The sequence below is a fragment of the Streptomyces sp. MAI_2237 genome (assembly GCF_054189285.1).
The window spans coordinates 2045537-2066880 of record NZ_JAJPGQ010000003.1 but is presented as its reverse complement, the minus strand read 5'-3'; the positions used below and the strand labels follow the sequence as shown (position 1 = coordinate 2066880).

The window sequence follows — 21344 nt, the reverse complement described above, 5'->3', positions numbered from 1 at the left end:
TCTGGACGGGAGGACCGCCTCGTGCGTACCGCGAACGTCCGAACCATCGTCGTCTGGACCCTCGTCGCGCTGGTCGGCGCGGCGGGCTGGTCCGTCCTCGCCCTCGCCCGGGGCGAGAACGTCTCCGCCGCCTGGATGGTGGCGGCCGCCCTGGGCAGTTACGCGATCGGCTACCGCTTCTACGCGAAGTTCATCGCCAACCGGGTCCTGAAGGTCGACGGCACCCGCGCCACCCCGGCCGAACGCCTCGACAACGGCATCGACTTCCACCCCACCGACCGCCGGGTCCTGCTCGGCCACCACTTCGCCGCGATCGCGGGCGCCGGTCCGCTGGTAGGGCCGGTACTGGCCGCGCAGATGGGGTATCTGCCCGGCACCGTCTGGATCATCGCGGGGGTGATCTTCGCCGGGGCGGTGCAGGACATGGTGGTGCTCTTCTTCTCCACCCGTCGGGACGGCCGTTCGCTCGGCCAGATGGCCCGCGAGGAGATCGGCCCCTTCGGCGGCGCGGCGGCCCTGATCGCCGCCTTCGCCATCATGATCATCCTGCTCGGGGTGCTGGCGCTGGTCGTCGTCAACGCCCTCGCCGCCTCGCCGTGGGGGACCTTCTCCCTCGCGATGACGATTCCCATCGCCCTGCTGATGGGCTTCTACCTGCGCGTCCTGCGGCCCGGCCGAGTCGCCGAGGTCTCCCTGATCGGCGTCGCGCTGCTGCTGCTCGCGCTGGTCGCGGGCCGCTGGGTGGCCGAGTCGTCGTGGGCGGACACGTTCACACTCGCGCCCTCGACGCTGGTGATCTGGCTGGTGGCGTACGGCTTCATCGCCTCGATCCTGCCGGTCTGGATGCTGCTGGCGCCCCGCGACTACCTCTCCACCTTCATGAAGATCGGCACGATCGCGCTGCTCGCGCTGGGGGTGGTGATCGCCCTGCCGACGCTGAGGATGGATGCGGTGACCGGCTTCGCCACCCGCGGCGACGGCCCGGTCTTCGCCGGCTCCCTCTTCCCGTTCGTCTTCATCACCATCGCCTGCGGCGCCCTGTCGGGCTTCCACTCGCTCATCTCCTCCGGCACGACGCCGAAGATGATCCAGAAGGAGACGCAGGTCCGCATGATCGGCTACGGCTCCATGCTGATGGAGTCGTCGGTGGCGATCATGGCGCTGGTCGCGGCGAGCATCATCGACCCGGGGGTGTACTTCGCGATGAACGCGCCGGCCGGTGTCATCGGCACGACGGTGCAGAACGCCTCGCAGGTGGTGAGCGGTTGGGGTTACCACATCTCCCCCGCGGACCTCGCGCACGCCGCGAGGAACGTCCAGGAGTCCTCCCTGCTCTCCCGCACCGGCGGCGCGCCCACGCTCGCCGTCGGCGTCTCGGAAATCTTCGCCAAGGTCACCGGCGGCAGCCTCCGGGCCTTCTGGTACCACTTCGCGATCATGTTCGAGGCGCTGTTCATCCTGACCGCGCTGGACGCCGGCACCCGCGTGGGCCGCTTCATGCTGCAGGACATGCTGGGCAATGTCATACGGCCGTTCAGGAACATCGGCTGGAAGCCCGGGCTGGTCCTCACCAGCGGTGTCGTGTGCGCCCTGTGGGGTTACTTCCTGTGGGTCGGCGTCCATGAGCCGCTCGGCGGGATCAACCAGCTCTTCCCGATCTTCGGCATCTCCAACCAGTTGCTGGCCGCCGTCGCCCTGGCCGTCTGCACCACGCTGCTGGTGAAGTCCGGCCGGCTGAAGTGGGCCTGGATCACGGCCGTCCCGCTCGCCTGGGACGCCACGGTCACCCTCACCGCCAGCTGGCAGAAGGTGTTCTCCGGTGACCCCAAGGTCGGCTTCTTCAAGCAGCGTTCGGTCTTCCAGGACGCGATCGACGCCGGGAAGGTGCTGCCGCCCGCCAAGACCATGGACGACATGCACACCGTGGTCGTCAACTCCACGGTGGACGGCGTCCTGTCGGCGGTGCTCGCCCTGCTGATCGTCGTCGTGATCGCGGACGCGCTGCGGGTGTGCGTACGGCACGTCCGCCGGCCCGCGCTGTCCACGCTCAGCGAGTCGCCGTACGTCGAGTCGAGGATCACCGCGCCGGCGGGCCTGATCCCGACCCGCGCGGAGCGGGAGGAGGAGCGCCGTGCGGTCGTCGGCACTGCTGCGCCGGGCGATTAGGGGCGTGCGCTGGTATGTACGGGAGCTGACAGACGAGTCGGCGTACGAGCGGTACGTGGCGCACGTGCGCAGAACGCACCCGGACGCGGCGGTGCCCTCCCGGCGCGAGTTCGAGCGCATGCGGACGGACCGTCAGGAGGAGGACCCGCGCCAGGGCTTCCGTTGCTGCTGACACCGATGTCGGGCCTTCACGGAATCGACATGCCGATATGCTGACTAGGTCTTCCGCTCCCGTGACGGCGTGACCTAGATTGCCTGCGCATTACACACGTGATCACAGGTGATCGTGAGGGGACGGAGCCGCCGTATGTCCGATGTGCCTGAAGTGAGACCTCCGGTGGTGACCCCGGTCCGGGTGGTCATCGCCGTCTGCCTGATCGCGCCCTTCGTGGCGATGCTGTGGGTCGGTTCCTACGCCAAGACGGACCCGGCGTTCATCGGCATCCCGTTCTTCTACTGGTACCAGATGCTGTGGGTGCTGATCTCCACCGCGCTGACCATGACCGCGTACAAGCTGTGGCAGCGCGACCAGCGCTCCCGTGGCGTGCACAAGGGCGGTGAGGCGAAGTGAAGGACGGTGTGAACGGCGTCGCGCTCGGCGTCTTCGTCTTCTTCTTCGTGGCCGTCACGGTCATGGGCTTCCTGGCCGCGCGCTGGCGCCGGGCCGAGACCGAGCACTCGCTGGACGAGTGGGGCCTGGGCGGCCGGTCGTTCGGCACCTGGATCACCTGGTTCCTGCTCGGCGGCGACCTGTACACCGCGTACACCTTCGTCGCGGTGCCGGCGGCGATCTACGCGGCGGGCGCGGCCGGCTTCTTCGCGGTGCCGTACACGATCCTCGTCTACCCGCTGATCTTCACCTTCCTGCCCCGGCTGTGGTCGGTCTCGCACCGCCACGGGTACGTCACCACCTCGGATTTCGTGCGCGGGCGGTTCGGCTCGAAGGGGCTGTCGCTGGCCGTCGCGCTGACCGGCATCCTCGCGACGATGCCGTACATCGCGCTCCAACTGGTCGGCATCCAGGCGGTGCTGGACGTGATGGGCGTCGGCGGCGGCGAGAACACCAACTGGTTCGTCAAGGACCTGCCGCTGCTGATCGCCTTCGGCGTGCTGGCCGCGTACACCTACTCGTCCGGTCTGCGGGCCCCCGCGCTGATCGCGTTCGTGAAAGACACGCTGATCTACATCGTCATCGCGGTGGCGATCATCTACATCCCGATCAAGCTGGGCGGCTTCGACGACATCTTCGCCAAGGCCGGCCAGGCGTTCAGCCAGACCAACCCGGTGACGGGCAAGCCGCGCGGCGCGCTGGCCCCGGCGGAGGCGACCCAGTGGACGTACGCCACCCTGGCGCTGGGCTCCGCGCTCGCCCTGTTCATGTATCCCCACTCGATCACCGCCACGCTCTCCTCCAAGAACCGTGACGTCATCCGCCGCAACACCACGATCCTGCCGCTGTACTCGCTGATGCTGGGTCTGCTGGCGCTGCTCGGCTTCATGGCCATCGCGGCCGGAGTCAAGGTCACCAACGGCCAGTTGGCGATCCCGCAGCTGTTCGAGGACATGTTCCCGAGCTGGTTCGCGGGCGTGGCCTTCGCGGCGATCGGCATCGGCGCGCTCGTCCCGGCGGCCATCATGTCCATCGCGGCCGCGAACCTGTTCACCCGCAACATCTACAAGGACTTCATCAAGCCGGACGCGACGCCGGCGCAGGAGACCAAGGTCTCCAAGCTGGTGTCCCTGCTGGTGAAGGTCGGCGCGCTCGTCTTCGTGCTGACCATGGACAAGACGGTCGCCATCAACTTCCAGCTGCTGGGCGGCATCTGGATCCTGCAGACCTTCCCGTCCCTGGTCGGCGGCCTGTTCACGCGCTGGTTCCACCGCTGGGCGCTGCTCGCCGGCTGGGCGGTCGGCATGGTCTACGGCACCCTCGCCGCCTACGGCGTCGCCTCGCCGACCAACCCTTCGCAGAAGCACTTCGGCGGCTCCAACGCGGAGATCCCGGGCATCGGCGAGATGGGCTACATCGGTCTGACGGCGTTCGTGCTCAACGTGGTCGTGACGGTGGTCCTGACCTTCGCCCTGAAGGCGCTGAAGGCGCCGGACGGCGTCGACGAGACCAGGCCGGAGGACTACACGGCGGACGCGGGCGACGCGGGCGTCCAGGTGGAGCTGCCGCCGGCCACGGCGGGAACCTCGCACTAGGCACCACCGGTTGCCGCGAGTTCGGCGGGCCGTCGGAGGAATCCGGCGGCCCGTCGTCGTATTCGTCCGGCAGACTCGGCCCCATGGACATCGTGGTCAGGCCGGTGGAACCCGGCGAGTTCGGTGCCCTCGGCGAGATCACCGCCGGGGGCCTACGTCCAGGACGGCCTGCTGGCCTTCGGGGAGAGCGACTGGTACCTGGAGGAGCTGCGCGACGTCGCCAAGCGCGCGGCGGCCGCCGAGGTCCTGGTGGCCGTCCGCGACGGCCACCTCCTCGGCGGCGTCACCTTCGTCCCCGCAGGCGGCCCGATGGCCGACCTCGCCCGCCCCGGGGAGGCCGAGATCCGCATGCTGGCCGTGGCCGGCGCGGCCCGCGGCCAGGGCGTCGGCGAGGCCCTCGTGCGGGCCTGCGTCGACCGCGCGAGGGCCGCGCAGTGCACCGGCGTGGTCCTGTGCACCCAGCCCACGATGCGTGCCGCGCACCGCATCTACGAACGCCTCGGCTTCGTCCGCGCGCCCGGCCGCGACTGGCGTCCGATCCCCGGTGACGCGTTCACGCTCCTCGCCTACGAGTTGGCGCTCTGACACGCTCCGAAGTCGCCACGACACAACATATGGGGGCGGTGTTCCCGCCCGGCACAAGATGTATGCTCATGCTCGCTGTCGCCGCAGGGGAATCCGGTGCGAATCCGGAACTGTCCCGCAACGGTGTACTCATGCGCGTTCGTCCGCGTATGGGCGTCAGTCCGAGGACCTGCCGACAGTGCGCCCTGGCCGCCGTGGCCCGGGTGCCATGACGTCCGGGCCTCGTGGAATGGGCCGGTGGACGCGACGCCGCGTGCGCTCGTGAGCTGCCCCCTGCCCGCAAGGCCCCGTGCCGAGCGAGGGAGAGCCCCACGTGACCATCGCGCCAGCCGATCCGGCTTCAGCGGCGACGGAGACCGACGGTCCCGGAACCGCACTGCTGCGGACCCTGACCGAGCTCACCGCCGACCTTCCCGACGCCGACCCCGGCCGGGTCGCCGCCGCGGCGCTGCGCGGCCGGTCGGCGCACGCCGACGAGGCGGAGCTGCGCGAGCTGGCCACCGAGGCGGCGGCGGGCCTGATCTCCGAGGACCCCGACTACAGCAGGCTGGCCGCCCGGCTGCTGACCGTCTCCATCGCCGCCGAGGCCGCCTCGCAGGGCGTCACGTCGTTCACCGGGTCCGTCGCGGTAGGGCACCGCGAGGGCCTCATCGCCGACCGCACCGCCGAGTTCGTACGCGTCCACGGCGACCGCCTAGACGCGCTCATCGACCGCCGGGCGGACGACCGGTTCGGCTACTTCGGCCTGCGCACCCTGCACAGCCGCTACCTGCTGCGGCACCCGATCACCCGCAAGGTGGTCGAGACGCCCCAGCACTTCATGCTGCGGGTGGCCGCCGGGCTCGCCGAGGACGACAGCGTCCGCGCCCTGGACGAAGTCGCCGCCCTCTACGGCCTGATGAGCCGCCTGGACTACCTGCCCTCCTCCCCCACCCTGTTCAACTCCGGCACCCGCCACCCGCAGATGTCGTCCTGCTACCTCCTCGACTCCCCCGAGGACGAGCTGGACTCCATCTACGAGCGCTACCTCCAGGTCGCCCGCCTCTCCAAGCACGCCGGGGGCATCGGCATCGCCTACTCCCGCATCCGCGGCCGGGGTTCGCTGATCCGCGGCACCAACGGCCACTCCAACGGCATCGTCCCGTTCCTGAAGACCCTCGACGCCTCGGTCGCCGCCGTGAACCAGGGCGGCCGGCGCAAGGGCGCGGCCGCGGTCTACCTGGAGACCTGGCACTCCGACATCGAGGAGTTCCTGGAGCTGCGCGACAACACCGGCGAGGACGCCCGCCGTACGCACAACCTGAACCTCGCGCACTGGGTCCCGGACGAGTTCATGCGCCGGGTCGACGCCGACGAGCGGTGGTCGCTGTTCTCCCCGGCGGACGTGCCGGAGCTGGTGGACCTGTGGGGCGAGGAGTTCGACGCCGCCTACCGCAAGGCGGAGGCCGCGGGCCTCGCGAGGAAGACGCTCCCCGCCCGGGACCTGTACGGCCGCATGATGCGCACCCTCGCGCAGACCGGCAACGGCTGGATGACCTTCAAGGACGCGGCCAACCGCACCGCCAACCAGACCGCCGAACCGGGCCACGTCGTGCACTCCTCCAACCTCTGCACGGAGATCCTGGAGGTCACCGACGACGGGGAGACGGCGGTGTGCAACCTGGGTTCGGTGAACCTCGGGGCGTTCGTCCGCGACGGCGACATGGACTGGGAGCGGCTGGACGAGACGGTCCGCACGGCCGTCACCTTCCTGGACCGCGTGGTCGACATCAACTTCTACCCGACCGAGCAGGCGGGCCGTTCCAACGCCCGCTGGCGCCCGGTGGGCCTGGGCGCGATGGGTCTGCAGGACGTCTTCTTCAAGCTGCGCCTGCCCTTCGACTCGCCCGAGGCCAGGCGGCTGTCGACGCAGATCGCCGAGCGGATCATGCTCGCCGCGTACGAGGCGTCCGCCGACCTCGCCGAGCGGAGCGGACCGCTGCCTGCCTGGGAGAAGACCCGTACGGCTCGCGGTGTCCTGCACCCCGACCACTACGACGTGGAACCGGCCTGGCCCGAACGCTGGGCCGCCCTGCGCGAGCGCGTCGCGGCCGTCGGGCTGCGCAACGCCCTGCTCCTCGCGATCGCCCCGACCGCCACCATCGCCTCGATCGCCGGCGTCTACGAGTGCATCGAGCCACAGGTGTCGAACCTGTTCAAGCGCGAGACGCTGTCCGGCGAGTTCCTCCAGGTCAACTCGTACCTGGTGCGGGAGCTGAAGGAGCTGGGCGTCTGGGACGCCCGGACCCGCGAGGCGCTGCGCGAGGCCAGCGGCTCGGTGCAGGACTTCGCCTGGATCCCGCAGGAGGTCAGGGCGCTGTACCGCACCGCCTGGGAGATCCCGCAGCGCGGCCTGATCGACATGGCCGCGGCGCGCACCCCGTACCTGGACCAGTCGCAGTCCCTGAACCTCTTCCTGGAGACGCCGACCATCGGGAAGCTCTCCTCGATGTACGTCTACGCCTGGAAGAAGGGCCTGAAGACGACGTACTACCTGCGCTCGCGCCCGGCGACGAGGATCGCCCGCGCCGCGCAGGCCGCCGTCCCCGTCCAGCAGGCCGCCGACCCCGAAGCGGTCGCCTGCTCCCTGGAAAACCCCGAGTCCTGCGAGGCCTGCCAGTAATTCCCGCCCGCCACCCGACCACCACCCCTGGAGGACGGCGCTCCGCGCCGACAGCGATGACTGACCAGAACCTTCTCGACCCCGGCTTCGAGCTCACTCTGCGCCCCATGCGCTACCCCGACTTCTACGAGCGCTACCGGGACGCCATCAAGAACACCTGGACCGTGGAGGAGGTCGATCTCCACTCGGACGTCGCCGACCTCGCGAAGCTGACGCCCGCCGAGCAGCACCTGATCGGGCGCCTGGTCGCGTTCTTCGCGACGGGCGACTCGATCGTGGCGAACAACCTGGTGCTGACGCTGTACAAGCACATCAACTCCCCCGAGGCGCGCCTGTATCTGTCGCGCCAGCTGTTCGAGGAGGCCGTGCACGTCCAGTTCTACCTGACCCTGCTGGACACCTACCTGCCCGATCCGGACGACCGCGCGGCGGCCTTCGCGGCGGTGGAGAACATCCCCTCGATCCGCGAGAAGGCGGAGTTCTGCTTCCGGTGGATGGACTCGGTGGAGAAGCTGGACCGCCTGGAGTCCCGGGCCGACCGCCGCCGCTTCCTGCTCAACCTGATCTGCTTCGCGGCCTGCATCGAGGGCCTGTTCTTCTACGGCGCCTTCGCCTACGTCTACTGGTTCCGCAGCCGGGGCCTGCTGCACGGCCTGGCCACCGGCACCAACTGGGTGTTCCGCGACGAGACGATGCACATGTCCTTCGCCTTCGACGTGGTCGACACCGTCCGCAAGGAGGAGCCGGACCTCTTCGACGACGCACTCCGGCAGCAGGTCACCGACATGCTGCACGAGGCCGTGGAGGCGGAGCTGCAGTTCGCCCGCGACCTGTGCGGCGACGGACTGCCCGGCATGAACACCGAGTCCATGCGCCAGTACCTGGAGTGCGTCGCCGACCAGCGCCTGGTCCGCCTCGGCTTCGCCCCCGTGTACGGCTCGGAGAACCCCTTCTCCTTCATGGAACTCCAGGGCGTGCAGGAGCTGACCAACTTCTTCGAGCGGCGGCCGTCGGCCTACCAGGTGGCGGTCGAGGGCACGGTCGATCTCGACGAGGACTTCTGACGCGGCACGTGTGATAAGCCTGCGGGGTGATCGGCCGTCTTCCGCTCGATGAGCAACTCGACGCCCTGCGGGCGGTGTTGTCCCGCAACAGCGTGCTGACCCAGGTGCTGGAGCGGGGCGCGACGATGGGGCTGCCCGGCTGGTACCTCACCGCCGGGCGCCTCTTCCAGACCGTCTGGAACGTCGTCACCGGCCGCCCGCCCACCGAGGGCATCAAGGACTACGACGTCTTCTACTTCGACGCCGGCGACCTGTCCTGGGAGGCCGAGGACGCGGTGATCGGGGCCGGCCGGGAGGTCTTCGCCGGTCTCCCGGCCGAGGTGGAGATCCGCAACGAGGCGCGGGTGCACCTGTGGTACGAGCAGAAGTTCGGGGTGCCGTGTCCGCCGTACGCGTCCAGTGAGGCGGCGATCGACGGCTTCGCCGCGACCACCTGCTGTCTGGGCGTGCGACTGGAGGCCGGCGGGCGCTGGCGGGTGTACGCGCCGCACGGGCTGTCGGACGTGTTCGGCCTCGTCCTGCGCCCCAACCCGGTGCTCGCCCCGCGCTCGGTCTACGAGGCCAAGGCCGCACGGTGGCGGGAGCAGTGGCCGGAACTGACCGTCCTGGAATGGCCCTGACGGTCACCGCCGGTTCGACCACCCCGGCGACGTACTCGAACCTGAACGCCGCCTCCGGATACGCGCAGAAGTCCTTCAACCTGAGCTCGTACGCGGGCTCGACCGTCACCCTGAAGTTCAGCGGTGTCGAGGACTCCTCGCTGCAGACCAGCTTCGTCGTCGACGACAACGTGGTCACCACGAGCTGAGCACCGCCTGACCCCGAAGCCCCGGCCGCCGCCTTCGCGGCCGGGGCTTCGGCCTGCCGGGGAGTGGATCCGAACATGTGGGTGACACGTCAAAAGGGAGAGGAGGCCCCCATGCGTCGATCGATCCCCCACACGGCCCTTGCCGTCACCGCGCTCGCCCTCGCCCTCGCCGGCTGCGGCGGACAGACAGACAGCGGCAAGGGCGGCGACAGCGGCACCGTCTCGTCCTCCCCCACACCCGCTCCGACCACCACACCCACACCTTCGGCGAGTACCACCGGCTGCGCGCCCGCCGCCACGCTGGACGTCCACGACAGCGGCCGTACGGTCTGCCTGTCGGTGGGCGACACGATCCGGATCAGCCTGGACGGGACCGCCAAGCGGCCCTGGAAGCCGGTCACCGCCGACGGCTCCGGGCTGCAGGCCGTCAACAGCGGCTTCGTGCTGCAGCCCGGCGACGCCAGCGCCGCGTTCAAGGCCATGTCCGACGGCAGGACCCGGCTGCGGTCCACGCGGCCGCTGTGCGCCACGCAGACCGGCCGGGTCTCGTGCCTGGGGATTCAGGAGTGGTGGGTCACCGTGGTGGTGAAGTAGCGCGGGCGCGCCTCGCGCGGCCCCGGTCCGGCGCCCGCCTCCCGGCGCGCGCGGTCGGCCTCGCGGATCTGCCGGTCGGCACGACGGTCGCGCGCGATGCCGAGCACGGACGGCAGGACCAGGAGAACGAGGATTGCGAGAACGGTCAGCATGCCGATCAGTCCTTCGATGTGTGCCGTATCCATGGACACCACTGTCGCGCCGTTGACTCCTTACCAACAGTGGCAGGACTGCCGTAAGCCCTCGAAAAACTGCCAAGGACGCGGCACACTGGACGCATGCTGCAGAACGTCGCCGCCGTCGTGCTGGACGGTGTGAACCCCTTCGAACTGGCCGTCGTCTGCGAGGTCTTCGGCACCGACCGCAGCGACGACGGACTGCCCGTGTACGACTTCGCGGTCGCCTCGGCCGAGGGACCGGTCCTCGGCACGCGCTCCGGCTTCTCCCTGCACGTCGAGCACGGGCTGGAGCGGCTGGAGGAGGCGGACCTGATCGCCGTGCCGGCCGGGGCGCGCTTCGAGACGCGCGCGTTCCCGCCTGAGCTGCTCGACGCGCTGCGCCGGGGCGTGGACCGCGGCGCCCGGGTGCTCAGCGTCTGTTCCGGTGTCTTCGTGCTGGCCGCGGCCGGGCTGCTGGACGACCGGCGCTGCGCCGTGCACTGGCACCACGCGGACGAGCTGGCGCGAGCCTACCCGCGGCTGACGGTGGAGCCGGACGTCCTCTACGTCGACGAGGACCCGGTGATCACCTCGGCCGGGACGGCCGCCGGCATCGACGCCTGTCTGCATCTGGTGCGCAAGGAGCAGGGGCCGGAGGTCGCCAACAAGATCGCCCGGCGGATGGTCGTGCCGCCGCACCGCGACGGCGGGCAGGCGCAGTACATCGAGCGCCCGCTGCCGAAGAAGGCGTGCGACACCGTCGGCGAGGTCCTGGCGTGGATGGAGCGGCACCTCGACGAAGAGGTCACCGTCGAGCAGCTCGCCGAGCGCGCCCACATGTCGCCGCGCACCTTCGCCCGCCGCTTCCAGCAGGAGACGGGCACGACCCCGTACCGCTGGATCCTGCGCCAGCGCGTGCTGCTGGCGCAGCGGCTGCTGGAAGCGACGGACGAGACGGTGGACGCGATCGCCGGACGGACGGGCTTCGGCAACGCGGCCGCGCTGCGCCACCAGTTCGTCCAGGCGATCGGGACCACCCCCCAGGCCTACCGGCGCACTTTCAGGGGCCCTGAGGCGGCCGCCTGACCCCGCTCAGCGCGCCACAGGCCGCAGCCTCAGCCCGCGTGGACGCAGCGTGATGCCGATGCGGGTGCGGGCGTCGGAGTCCGGCGTCTGCTCCAGCCGGAAGGCGCGCGCCACCTCCGCGGTGACGAGCGTCAGCTCGGCCATCGAGAAGTGGTCGGCCGGGCACTTGCGGTTGCCGACGCTGAACGGGCTCATCGCGTGCTTCGGCACCTCGGCGGACCGCCCGGGCAGCCAGCGGTCGGGGTCGAACTCCGCGTGCCGCTCGAACGACCGCGCGTCGCGCTGGATCGCGTACGGGCTGTACACGATGTCGGCACCGGCCGGAATTCGGTAACCGCCCAGCGCTGTGTCCCTCACCGCGCGCCTGGTCAATATCCATACCGACGGATGCAGCCGCATTGTCTCGACCACCACATTCGCGGTGTACGTCAGCTTCCGTACGTCCTCGAATGCGAGCGGCCCCTCGCCGGCGACGCTATTCGCCTCGTTCCGGATCTTGTCGGCCAGATCCGGGTGCTCGGTGAGCACCAGGAGCAGTGACATGACCATCGAGCCGATGGATTCGTCGCCGGCGGTCAGCATGGCGACGACCTGGTCGTGGATCTCCTGCTCCCCGATGGGATCGCCATTCCCGTCCCGCGCCTCCAGCAAAGCCGTGAGCAAATCGTTCGGCTTTTGACCGGTTGCCCGGCGCTCGGCGACGATCTCGTCCACCAGGAGGTGCAGATCGGCCAGTGCCCGATTGAATTCGCGGTTGGCCGGAAGCGGCACCCGATAAAGCGGTCCGAGAGGAACGACCATGCGCTGGTACATACCTCGGAACAGGGTGGCGAGCGCACCGGAGATGCGTTCGGCGCGGGCCTCGTTGCAGGTGTCGTGCATCAGACAGCGCACCGAGATCCGCACGGCCAGCCGGAACGCCTCGGTGGTGGCGTCGACGCTCTCGCGGGAGCGCCAGCGGGCCACCAGCGCGCGGACCTCCTCCTCCATGACGGGGCCGTAGCGGGGGATGGCGTCGAGCCGGAAGGCGGGCTGGATCGTGCGCCGCTGGCGCCGGTGCTGCGGCCCGTTGGCGGTGGCCACGCCCTCCTTGCCGAGCAGGCTCTCCAGGGACTCCCACAGCGGTCCGGCGATGATGTAGTCGGGGCTGAGGGCGATGGCTCCGGTCAGTTCGGGGACGGTGACGGCGTACACCGTCTTGGGGCCGAGGCGCAGGCGTACGACGTCTCCCTGGTCGCGCAGCCCCGCCAGGAAGGCGAGCGGGTCACGGACCAGCTTCCAGCCGTGGCCGAGCAGCGGCAGCGCGCCGCCGGCGAGCGGTGGCTCACCCGCTTTCGTCTCCGTGTGCGTCCGGGGTTCGGGGGTGACGGATTCGACGGTCATTTCTCACCTGCCGCTTCGTTGTCGACGTACGGGGGTGTGGACCGGTCGTCCCAGCTGTCGACCATGTAACGGCCGGACTCGTGGTGGAACCAGTAGACGGTGGAGAACCAGTTCCGCATATTGCCGACGCAGGCCCGTACCGCGAGGCTCAGTTCTTTTCCGCGCACGGTGCCGTCGGCGAGGTCGTCGGCGAATCGCAGGGCGTGGCGTTCGACGAATATGAATTCGTTGATGCATTTCTCCACGCGCCGCCGCACTTCGGCGATCGCCTCTTCCAGGGTCAGCCCCTCGTGTTTGATGAGACTGATGCCGAGATTGTGGACCTCGTCGCCCGCTATTTCCTTGGGCAGCGAACACAGGTCGTTGTACCAGGCGGCGAATTCCTGACTCAGCAGGGCCGCCCGCCGATAGGCCGGGTGTTTCCGTACGGCGTCCGGGAGTTCACACCCGGCGGCGGCCTCCAGAAGGTCGGTCCAGATCCAGTGCGCGAAGGTGAGCCGGCGGAGTTCCAGATATTCCTCGACCACCGGGACGACTCCCTCGGTGCGGTTGCGGAACTCGCGGTCGTACGCCTCGATGACCGCATGGAAGTGCCGCGCGAAGCGGGCGTTCCAGGTGCCCGGCAGGAACGAGTACAGGCGCACCATGCTGTCCGCGAAGGCCGCGACCAGCGGGTCCCGGTGGCGCAGGTACTCCTGCGGGGAGTCGAGCGCCGCGTGCAGGCCGAGCCGGAGCCGGCGCCAGGCCTCCGGGCGGCGGTGGACGATGTCCCGGTCGTGCCGGTCGTCCCAGACGAAGAACCACGCGCTGTAGTCGGCTATCGCCTGAAGGACCTCGTCCGGGGCGCCCAGGTAGTACCCCGCCATGAGGTCGGTGTAGCAAAGTCGGTCGGCATATTCCTTCACCTTGTGCGCCGGCATGAGCTGTTTTCGCAGCAGCCAGGTGCGCGTTGTCTCCTGGAGCCGAGGCCAATACGGGTGCAGGCGCCGGGGAAACGCTGCCTCGATCACCGGAAGGGACAGTGATGGTGGGACCGCGGTCGGCATCGCGGTCGACGTGGTGCTGTGTGGGAAAGCAGGCACGAACAAGCCCCTCTCAGCCGCCAGTTTCGCACGCCCCTCGCACTGTGCCGGGCGTGCGCCGTTGCGTATCCCCGCACTGACTATTCAGCACCACAACTGACCGATCTGGGAACGCATTTGCTTCATTCACTACCCCACAGTGCCGGGATCCTCCCCTTGCGCGACGTGTTTCCGATCGATACGGGCGTGGCTCCGATCGGACGTGCGAGGGACACACGAACGGCGCCTGTTCTTCGTGTGGTTGACGAACAGACGCCGTGCGCAAGGGGTTTGTGGGCCGTCAGTCGTTCGCGACCACCGGGTAGCGGGGCTCGTTCTCGGCCATCTGCCGCAGTGCGTCCTTGCGTTCGCGCTTGGAGAGGCGGTCGATGTACAGGTAGCCGTACAGGTGGTCGGTCTCGTGCTGCAAACAGCGAGCGAAGTAACCGGTGCCGCGGACCTTGATCGGGTTGCCCTTCTCGTCCTGCCCGGTCACCTCGGCGTAGTCCGGGCGGGCCAGCGGCGCGTACGCGGTCGGCACGGACAGGCAGCCCTCGTTGCTGTCGTCCAGCCGGCGCTGGTCCGCGGGCAGGTCGACCAGCTTGGGGTTGCACACGACACCGACGTGCCGCGTGCCCTCGTCGTCCCCGCAGTCGTAGACGAAGACCTTCAGGTCGACGCCGATCTGGTTGGCGGCCAGGCCCACGCCCTCGGCGGTGCGCTGCGAGGCGAACATGTCCGCGACCAGCTGCTGCAGCTCCGCACCGAAGTCGGTGACGTCCTTGCACTCCTTGTGCAGCACCGGATTCCCGACGACCGTGATGGGCCGCGAGGTCCCGGCCGCACGCCAGGCCGACTCGCGCTCCTCGCAGTCCTGGGTGTCGATGACGAAACCCTCGTCGTCCACGGGAAGCACGCCCGCGTGCTGCTGATCGGTGTCCTGCTGCGCCATGACCGACGTATGCCTTCCTAGAAACCATGGGGATGCTGCTAGTACAGGGTAAGGGGGCGCGCGACCAGCCCCCACGGACCCGCGGACGGCGACGGTCTCAACAGACCTCTTCGAGATCCCGCCAGTCCCTCGACTCCGGACTGTCGGCGACCCACCCGTCCAGCAACCCCCGTACCAGCGACGCCGGCGCAGCCACCCCGCACTCCCGCTCCGGCACCCACAACTGCCCGTCGGTCCGGTGCCCCAGCGGCCCGGGGTGCCCCGGCTCACTGTGGTCGTGCGGATCGAGATGCTCCCCGTCGCCCTCGTCGGACGGCATCCGCGACTCCGAACACATCCGGCACAGCAACCGCACCGACGACGACCAGTCCTCCGCGGCGAACCCCGCGTCCGCGGCCAGCTGCTCCAGCGCGTCCCGGTCGGCCTCGGTCGCCGCCTCCAGCAGCACCACCCAGGTCGGCACCGGCGAGGGCGCCCACAGCTCGATCTCGTCGAAGACGGGGTAGGCGTGCCCGGCCGCCGTGGTGCGCTCGCCGTGGGGCACTCCGTCGTGCAGGACGACCTCGCCCCAGCGCCGGCCGGACGACGGCAGCGGGATCGACAGCACCTCGATCCGGGCGGGGTCCAGCCGCCGCCCCCAGACCACCTCGGCCTCGCCCTCCGGTGACAGCCGTACGGCCGCGCTGCCGAGCTCCATGCCGACGGGCTCGCCGCCCGCCGCGACCGCGCCCGGCACCCGCAGTCCGTAGGCCTGCCAGGCCCGCCGGGCCAGCGGCCAGTCCTGCAGGGCGGTGGCCGCGATGCCGACGTTCCACCAGTCGGGCGCGCCGGTCTCCTTGTCGAGCAGGGCGACGGCGCGCAGGCCGGCCGCGCGGGCCTGCTCCCAGTCGTGCCGGAACTTGTGCAGCAGGGCGAGGTTGAACCAGGACTCCGACAGCCAGGGCTCCAGATCGGCTGCTCGCGTCAGCAGCGCGCCCGCGTCCTCGTACCGGCCGTCGCCGATGAGCGTGAACGCGCGATCGGTGGCCTGCCGCCAGGAGGCGGAGGGCCGGTGTCGTCCCTTGCCGAAGATCCTCACGATTCCCGCCTGCCAGTTCCGTGGAGTGGGCCGGCCCGGAGTCTGCCCCCGGACACCCTCTCATTCGCATCCAACCATGTGGGGCTGGAAGGGCGCTCATTACCCATGGGTTACCCAGCCGAGGGGAGCGTCAGACAGTCCCGTGCCAGGACCCGGGCCAGGGATTCGACCACCTCGGGCGCGTAGTCCCCGGCCGTGGCCAGCCGCAGTTCCTCCAGCGCCCGCAGGGGTCCGCCGGGGCCGGCGTCGCGCACCTTCTCGTCGTAGGCGTTCACGGTCCGCACGATCCGCGCGGCCACCGGCTGCTCCCGGTAGGGGTCGGCCTGCCGCTCCACCACGACGGCGACCGCGGAGTCCACCCCGGTCTGCCGTACGACCGCTCCGCCGAGCAGGGCGATCCGGCGCTGTTCGGCTCCGGGGAGGTCGGCGGTGGCGCCCGCCGGGACCGGGTCGACCAGGCTGAGCTGGCCGATGTCGTGCATGAGGGCCGCGGATTCCAGTACGGCCAGCTCGGGCCGGGTCAGCCCCAGCTCGCGGCCGACGGCCCGGCTGAGCTCGGCCACGCGCCGGGCGTGCCCGGCGGGGGTGTATCCGGCGATCTCGGTGGCGCGGGCCAGGGAGGCGATGGTCTGGCGGTAGGTGGTGCGGACCGCCGCGTACCGCTTGAAGGACAGCTGGGTCAGCAGCAGGGGCAGCGAGAAGACCGGCAGCGCCCACAGTCCGACGACGGCCACCGCGAGGGCCATCACCGCGCCGGTCGCGCACACGGCGGAGCCGATGCCGAGCAGTCCGCGCAGCTCGTCCCGGAGGAGGGGGCCGAAGGGCCAGCCGGTGCGGGAGTGTGCGAGGGCGGCGGCGAGGACGCAGTCGCACAGGGCGGTGAGGGTGAGGAGCGCGAGCAGCGCGAGGGCGTAGGCGGGGCCGCCCCACTCCTCGAACACGCCCTGGTCGTAGAGGGGGTGGAAGCAGACGGCGGTGAAGCCGACGGTCAGCACGCGGCGGGCGAGGTGGTCCGTCATCGGCCCCCGGCCGCGCGCGGTGTGCGGGACGCCGCCGAGCAGGGAGGCGGCGAGGACGACGGTCACGACCTGGGTGACACCGTGGTGGGAGGGCTGCCCGGCGTCCGCGCCGAGCAGCGCGTACGCCAGGGCGCCGGCGGCCCCGAGCGGCGCGGCCTCCCGGACCCGGGCGCCGGTCCAGCGGCCCAGCTCGCCGACGCAGACGAGCAGGCCGAAGGCGAGGGCGGTGGAGCGTTCCTCCAGGCCGGTCCAGAGGGTGACGGCGAGGCAGGTGCCGGCGAGGAGGGCGGCGGACGCGTGGATGAGCGCCTTCACGGGCGGGCCCCGGAGCGGTCGGCGGCCTCCTGCGCGGGGACGAACGGTTGCGGTTCCTCGCCGGCGGTGACCACCGGATGCCATCCCTCCCGCCCCAGTGCCCGGACCAGCGCCGTCACCATCCGCGGGTCGAACTGGGCCCCGGCGCACCGCTTCAGTTCCTCCAGCGCGGCCGGCACCGGCCGGGCCCGCCGGTAGGAACGGGTGGAGGTCATGGCGTCGAAGGCGTCGGCGACCGCGACGACCCGGGCGGACTCCGGGATCTGGGTGCCGACCAGGCCGTAGGGGTAGCCGCTGCCGTCCAGCCGCTCGTGGTGATGGAGCACGGCCGCGCGGGCCTCCCCCAGGAACCCGATCCCGCGCACCATCTCGTGCCCGTACTCGGGATGCAGCTCGATGACCCGCCGCTCCTCGGGGGTCAGCGGCCCGTCCTTGCGCAACAGCCGGGTGGGGACGCCGAGTTTGCCCACGTCGTGCAGGATCCCGGCGAACCGGAGGACCTCGACGCGCTCGTCGCCCAGGCCCAGCTCCCGCGCGATCATCATCGACGCCTGGCCGACCCGCTCGCTGTGCCCGCGGGTGTAGCCGTCCTTGATGTCGACGGCCTGGACCAGTGCCCGGATGGTCGCCTGGTGCGCGGCCCGCTCCCGGTGGTACTGCGCGAACACCCACCAGGACACGCACATGGGCAGCAGCACGAGCAGCGCGGCGACCGGGCCGTACGGGCTGCGCCACAGCACGGCCATCATCAGCCCGGCCAGCCCGTGGACGGCGACCGGGGCGAGGGAGCGGACGAACAGCCCGCGCCAGGCGCGGCGCGCCGGAACGCGTTCTCCGAGCGCGAGGATGCCGCCGTCCAGGGCGGTGAGCGCCAGGCAGAAGGCGAGGACCGCGGCCCCGGCGGGGACGAGGGCGTAGGGGAAGTGGGAGCCGGCGACCGCGTCCCGGCCGCCCAGCGCCGTGTGCACCGAGCCCGCGGCCCGGACGCCGATCATCAGGTGCGCCGCGCGCCAGACCCGCCGCAGCGCGTACGGCCGTTGCTCGACCCGGGAGAGCAGCGCCCCCGGCAGCGGGACCAGCGCGGCGGCGGCCGGCGGCAGCAGGAAGGCACCGGCGAGGAGCACGGGGTAGAAGGTGCCGGCGAAGCGCCAGCGGGCGGCGGCCCGCTCGCACCCCGCGTACACGACGGCGAGCAGCACGACCGCCCACCAGAGTGCGGGCGTCCGCGGCAGCCGAGCCGCACAGAGCAGGGCGCCCAGGACGACGCAGGCGACATACGCGCGGGCCCGCGCCGGAACCGCCTCCATCACACCCCTCCCCGGCCGAGCCTCCTCTGGGCGACGAGCCTAGGGCGGGGCAGGGGGACGCGTGGGCCTATGAAAGGGTGATTAGCACGTTCGAGTGACCGAACACTCTTGTGCCGCGCGTCAGTTCGAGGGGGACTCGGTCGTGCACCGGCCCACGCCCCGGGCCGTCACGACTCCTGAGGAGTCGCCGGAGCCGCCGCGACGTCGTGCTCGGGGACCGCCTGGCCGGAGCGGATCAGATCGATCCGCCCCAGCACCTTGGCGCGCAGGTCGGTGGGCACGTCGTCATGCCCGCAGCAGCGCTTGACGAGCTTCTTCACGGCCTGCTCCAGGCCGTACTTCTCCAGGCACGGCGAGCACTCCTTGAAGTGCCGCTTGAACTTGTCGCGATCGACTTCCGGCATCTCGCTGTCGAGAAACTCGTACAGATGGTCGAGGACCTCACTGCAGTCAGTCTCGTGCGGCTCTCCGCAGCTCATGAGCCCGAGCCTTTCGCTTCGTTCGACTCTCCGGCGCCGGCCGGGACCAGCCCGCGCTCACGGGCGTAGTCCTCGAGCATCCCGCGCAGCTGGCGGCGGCCCCGGTGCAGCCGGGACATCACCGTACCGATGGGTGTCCCCATGATGTCCGCGATCTCCTTGTACGCAAAGCCCTCTACGTCGGCGAGGTAGACGGCGATGCGGAACTCCTCGGGGATCGCCTGGAGCGCTTCCTTCACGTCCGAGTCCGGCAGGTGGTCGAGCGCCTGCGACTCCGCGGAGCGCAGACCCGTCGACATGTGCGACTCGGCGCGGGCGAGCTGCCAGTCCTCGATCTCCTCCGCGGCACTGCGCTGGGGCTCGCGCTGCTTCTTGCGGTAGGAGTTGATGAAGGTGTTCGTGAGAATCCGGTACAGCCACGCCTTGAGGTTGGTGCCCTCACGGAACTGGTGGAAGGACGCGTACGCCTTGGCGTACGTCTCCTGCACCAGGTCCTCCGCGTCGGCCGGGTTGCGCGTCATGCGCAGGGCGGCCGAGTACATCTGGTCGAGGAATTCGAGCGCGTCCCGTTCGAAGCGCGCGCTGCGCTCCGAGGTCGACTCCGCGCTGACGCCCTGGCCCTCGGGCTGCTCCGCCTGGCCGTTGTCGGTCCCTGCGTCGATCCCAGTGACCGGACCCACCTCCTCAAAGTTCCGGGCAGCACCGAGACCGGTACCACCGGAATTGGAGGATAGACGACGACCCGTCCCCGCCGCCCCCCGAACAGGGGTGGTCTTGGCCGCGTGCAGCACCGTCCAGTCCAGGTCAGCGCTGCGCTCACGGCTCGGGCAGATGGTCGAACCCATGCGGCGGACTTCCTCTCCGACGACGATCGGTGCTGGTGGCTCAGCACTTCTGTCCGCCACAACAGAGCTAGGGACCGCAACATTCCCGGCCCATCACCCGAGTGACCGGGCCCACTCCACCACCGCGCGCGTGACGATCGCCACGGCCTGCTCCTGCGTGATGTCCGCCCTCTTCGGCACCACGAAGCCGTGATCGGCGTACGGCACCTCGACCAGGCGGTGATCGCCGTCGGGGAACTCCTCCGGCCTGCCGAAGGGGTCGTTCCCGCCCTGGACGACGAGCGTGGGCACCCCGGCTCCGAGCAGTTCCGCCGCCCGGGACCGCTCCGGCCGGCCGGGCGGGTGCAGCGGGAAGCTCAGCGCCAGCACGGCACGGGCGCCGAGCTCGACGGCCGTACGGCAGGCGACCCGGGCCCCGGCGCTGCGGCCGCCGGAGATCACCGGCGGCCCGGCCTTGCGCAGCGCCGGCCACACGCCCCGCCACCCGGTGTCGAGCGTCTTCGGGGCCGGCGCCACCTTCTTCCCCGCCACCCGCCAGGGCTGCTCCACGAGGGCGACGCTCACGCCGTGGCCCGGGAGGGCCGCGGCCAGCGCCTGGAGGTCCCGGGCCTCGATGCCGCCGCCCGCTCCGTGGCTGACGGCCAGCACGAGCCGGGCACGGTCCGCGGGGTGCCAGGTGATGCGGGCGTCGCCCGCCTCGGTAGCGATGATCTCGGTCGTCACGTCAGAAGAGTGTGCCCTCTTCGGGGCCGTCCAGCTCCTTCAGCAGCTCCGGGCCGTTGTTGCGGACGTTGCTGACGGCCGTGGAGACCGGGTAGGCGCGCATCAGGCCGGGCGGGGGCGGGGCGAGGAGCGAGCGGAGGTCCTCGGGGTCGGTGCGGGACGGGTCCAGCCAGCCGTCCCAGCGGTCCGGTGTGAGCATCAGGGGCATGCGGGGGTGGATCTCGGCCAGGGAGTGCGGGCCCTCGGCCGGGGAGACGGCGAGGGGGGTGGTCTCGGCCTCCGTGGTGATCACCGAGCAGGTGACCCACCAGGCCTGCGGGTGGTCGTCGGGGAGGGTCTTGTCGCGCCAGAACTCGTACAGGCCGGCCATCGCGAAGACCGAGCCGTCGGCGGGCAGCACGAAGTACGGCTGCTTGCGCGGCCGCTTCTTGCGGCCCTCGACCTCCAGGTCCCGCTCCTGGCTGCCGGTGACCCACTCGTAGTAGCCGTCGGCGGGGATGATGCAGCGGCGCGAGGAGAAGGCCCGCCGGTAGGACGGCTTCTCGTGGACGGTCTCCGCGCGGGCGTTGATCATCCGCGCGGCGCCCTCGGGCGACTTCGACCAGGACGGCACCAGGCCCCACTTGAGCCGGCGCAGCTGGCGCACGGGGCGCGGGTCCTCGACGTCCTTGAGCGGGCGGTCCAGGACGGCGTGGACCTCCTTGGTGGGGGCGACGTTGTAGTCCGGCGCGAACGTCTCCTCGGGCTCCTCCGCCTTCTCTATCCCGAAGATCCCGGCGAGATCCTCCGGCCGTCGACTCGCCGCGTACCGTCCGCACATCCCGAAACCGTCCCTCCCGACCTGCCCCACCGGC

Annotated in this window: 20 protein-coding genes, 2 pseudogenes and 1 riboswitch; of the genes and pseudogenes, 11 read left to right on the top strand and 11 right to left on the bottom strand. The window is 70.8% G+C overall.

The annotated features are described in order from the left end of the window. The first annotated feature begins 21 nt into the window (after nt 1-21). From LN251_RS20040 to LN251_RS19995, 10 genes and pseudogenes are all read left to right on the top strand, one after another. Entirely contained in the window at nt 22-2166 is a 2145-nt protein-coding gene (locus LN251_RS20040) for a carbon starvation CstA family protein (protein ID WP_458245597.1), read from the top strand. Beyond that, nucleotides 2147-2338, top strand: a complete 192-nt coding sequence (locus tag LN251_RS20035; protein WP_200705408.1) for a YbdD/YjiX family protein — start codon at nt 2147-2149, stop codon at nt 2336-2338. Before LN251_RS20040 ends, LN251_RS20035 begins: the two co-directional genes overlap by 20 nt. Nucleotides 2339-2473: 135 nt before the next feature. After that, entirely contained in the window at nt 2474-2737 is a 264-nt protein-coding gene (locus tag LN251_RS20030) for a DUF3311 domain-containing protein (protein ID WP_249839632.1), read from the top strand. Continuing rightward, nucleotides 2734-4371 carry a monocarboxylate uptake permease MctP gene (gene mctP / locus LN251_RS20025; protein WP_249839633.1) on the top strand — a complete coding sequence of 546 codons (1638 nt, stop codon included), beginning with the start codon at nt 2734-2736 and terminating at the stop codon, nt 4369-4371. Before LN251_RS20030 ends, mctP begins: the two co-directional genes overlap by 4 nt. 83 nt (nt 4372-4454) lie before the next feature. After that, nucleotides 4455-4956 (top strand): annotated as a pseudogene (locus LN251_RS20020) (GNAT family N-acetyltransferase). A gap of 62 nt (nt 4957-5018) precedes the next feature. After that, nucleotides 5019-5147, top strand: a riboswitch (cobalamin riboswitch). Nucleotides 5148-5269: 122 nt separating this feature from the next. Continuing rightward, a complete protein-coding gene (locus LN251_RS20015; protein WP_458245596.1) occupies nt 5270-7618 on the top strand; it encodes a ribonucleoside-diphosphate reductase subunit alpha in 2349 nt (782 codons plus the stop codon). A 56-nt stretch (nt 7619-7674) separates the two neighbouring features. Further along, a complete protein-coding gene (locus tag LN251_RS20010) occupies nt 7675-8682 on the top strand; it encodes a ribonucleotide-diphosphate reductase subunit beta (RefSeq protein ID WP_458245595.1) in 1008 nt (335 codons plus the stop codon). A gap of 26 nt (nt 8683-8708) precedes the next feature. Beyond that, nucleotides 8709-9302, top strand: a complete 594-nt coding sequence (locus LN251_RS20005; RefSeq protein WP_458245594.1) for a nucleotidyltransferase family protein — start codon at nt 8709-8711, stop codon at nt 9300-9302. Beyond that, nucleotides 9299-9490, top strand: a pseudogene (locus tag LN251_RS20000) (hypothetical protein); the annotation flags it as partial. The gene LN251_RS20005 and the pseudogene LN251_RS20000, both read left to right, overlap by 4 nt. Before the next feature lie 111 nt (nt 9491-9601). Then, nucleotides 9602-10084: a hypothetical protein gene (locus tag LN251_RS19995; protein WP_458245593.1), complete on the top strand. Its 483-nt coding sequence runs from the start codon at nt 9602-9604 to the stop codon at nt 10082-10084. Here the strand turns inward: LN251_RS19995 and LN251_RS19990 are convergent. Beyond that, nucleotides 10051-10269 (bottom strand): hypothetical protein, encoded by a 219-nt coding sequence (locus LN251_RS19990; RefSeq protein ID WP_162494003.1) that lies wholly within the window; start codon nt 10267-10269, stop codon nt 10051-10053. The genes LN251_RS19995 and LN251_RS19990 overlap by 34 nt on opposite strands. A 93-nt stretch (nt 10270-10362) precedes the next feature. On the opposite strand from LN251_RS19990, the gene LN251_RS19985 reads away from it, so the two are divergent. Continuing rightward, nucleotides 10363-11328 carry a GlxA family transcriptional regulator gene (locus tag LN251_RS19985; protein ID WP_249839640.1) on the top strand — a complete coding sequence of 322 codons (966 nt, stop codon included), beginning with the start codon at nt 10363-10365 and terminating at the stop codon, nt 11326-11328. A gap of 6 nt (nt 11329-11334) precedes the next feature. Here LN251_RS19985 and LN251_RS19980 read toward each other — a convergent pair whose 3' ends face one another. From LN251_RS19980 to LN251_RS19935, 10 genes are all read right to left on the bottom strand, one after another. After that, on the bottom strand, nt 11335-12711 hold the full coding sequence (locus tag LN251_RS19980; RefSeq protein ID WP_458245592.1) for a bifunctional albaflavenone monooxygenase/terpene synthase: 1377 nt from the start codon (nt 12709-12711) through the stop codon (nt 11335-11337). Continuing rightward, a complete protein-coding gene (gene cyc1, locus LN251_RS19975; protein WP_458246757.1) occupies nt 12708-13757 on the bottom strand; it encodes an epi-isozizaene synthase in 1050 nt (349 codons plus the stop codon). Before cyc1 ends, LN251_RS19980 begins: the two co-directional genes overlap by 4 nt. A gap of 316 nt (nt 13758-14073) precedes the next feature. Beyond that, nucleotides 14074-14724 carry a peptide deformylase gene (gene def, locus LN251_RS19970; RefSeq protein WP_458245591.1) on the bottom strand — a complete coding sequence of 217 codons (651 nt, stop codon included), beginning with the start codon at nt 14722-14724 and terminating at the stop codon, nt 14074-14076. A 97-nt stretch (nt 14725-14821) separates the two neighbouring features. Further along, nucleotides 14822-15802 (bottom strand): tetratricopeptide repeat protein, encoded by a 981-nt coding sequence (locus tag LN251_RS19965; RefSeq protein WP_058923317.1) that lies wholly within the window; start codon nt 15800-15802, stop codon nt 14822-14824. Nucleotides 15803-15912: 110 nt separating this feature from the next. Continuing rightward, nucleotides 15913-17220 carry an HD-GYP domain-containing protein gene (locus tag LN251_RS19960; protein ID WP_458245590.1) on the bottom strand — a complete coding sequence of 436 codons (1308 nt, stop codon included), beginning with the start codon at nt 17218-17220 and terminating at the stop codon, nt 15913-15915. Next, entirely contained in the window at nt 17133-18443 is a 1311-nt protein-coding gene (locus LN251_RS19955) for an HD-GYP domain-containing protein (protein WP_458245589.1), read from the bottom strand. Before LN251_RS19955 ends, LN251_RS19960 begins: the two co-directional genes overlap by 88 nt. A 167-nt stretch (nt 18444-18610) precedes the next feature. Continuing rightward, nucleotides 18611-18922, bottom strand: a complete 312-nt coding sequence (gene rsrA, locus LN251_RS19950) for a mycothiol system anti-sigma-R factor (RefSeq protein WP_362993530.1) — start codon at nt 18920-18922, stop codon at nt 18611-18613. After that, complete coding sequence (gene sigR / locus LN251_RS19945) at nt 18919-19602, bottom strand: RNA polymerase sigma factor SigR (protein ID WP_058923321.1); 684 nt, start codon at nt 19600-19602, stop codon at nt 18919-18921. Before sigR ends, rsrA begins: the two co-directional genes overlap by 4 nt. A 258-nt stretch (nt 19603-19860) precedes the next feature. Further along, a complete protein-coding gene (locus tag LN251_RS19940; RefSeq protein ID WP_458245588.1) occupies nt 19861-20490 on the bottom strand; it encodes an alpha/beta hydrolase family protein in 630 nt (209 codons plus the stop codon). A gap of 1 nt (nt 20491) precedes the next feature. Continuing rightward, nucleotides 20492-21310 (bottom strand): SOS response-associated peptidase, encoded by an 819-nt coding sequence (locus LN251_RS19935; protein WP_458245587.1) that lies wholly within the window; start codon nt 21308-21310, stop codon nt 20492-20494. Between the last annotated feature and the right edge of the window lie 34 nt (nt 21311-21344).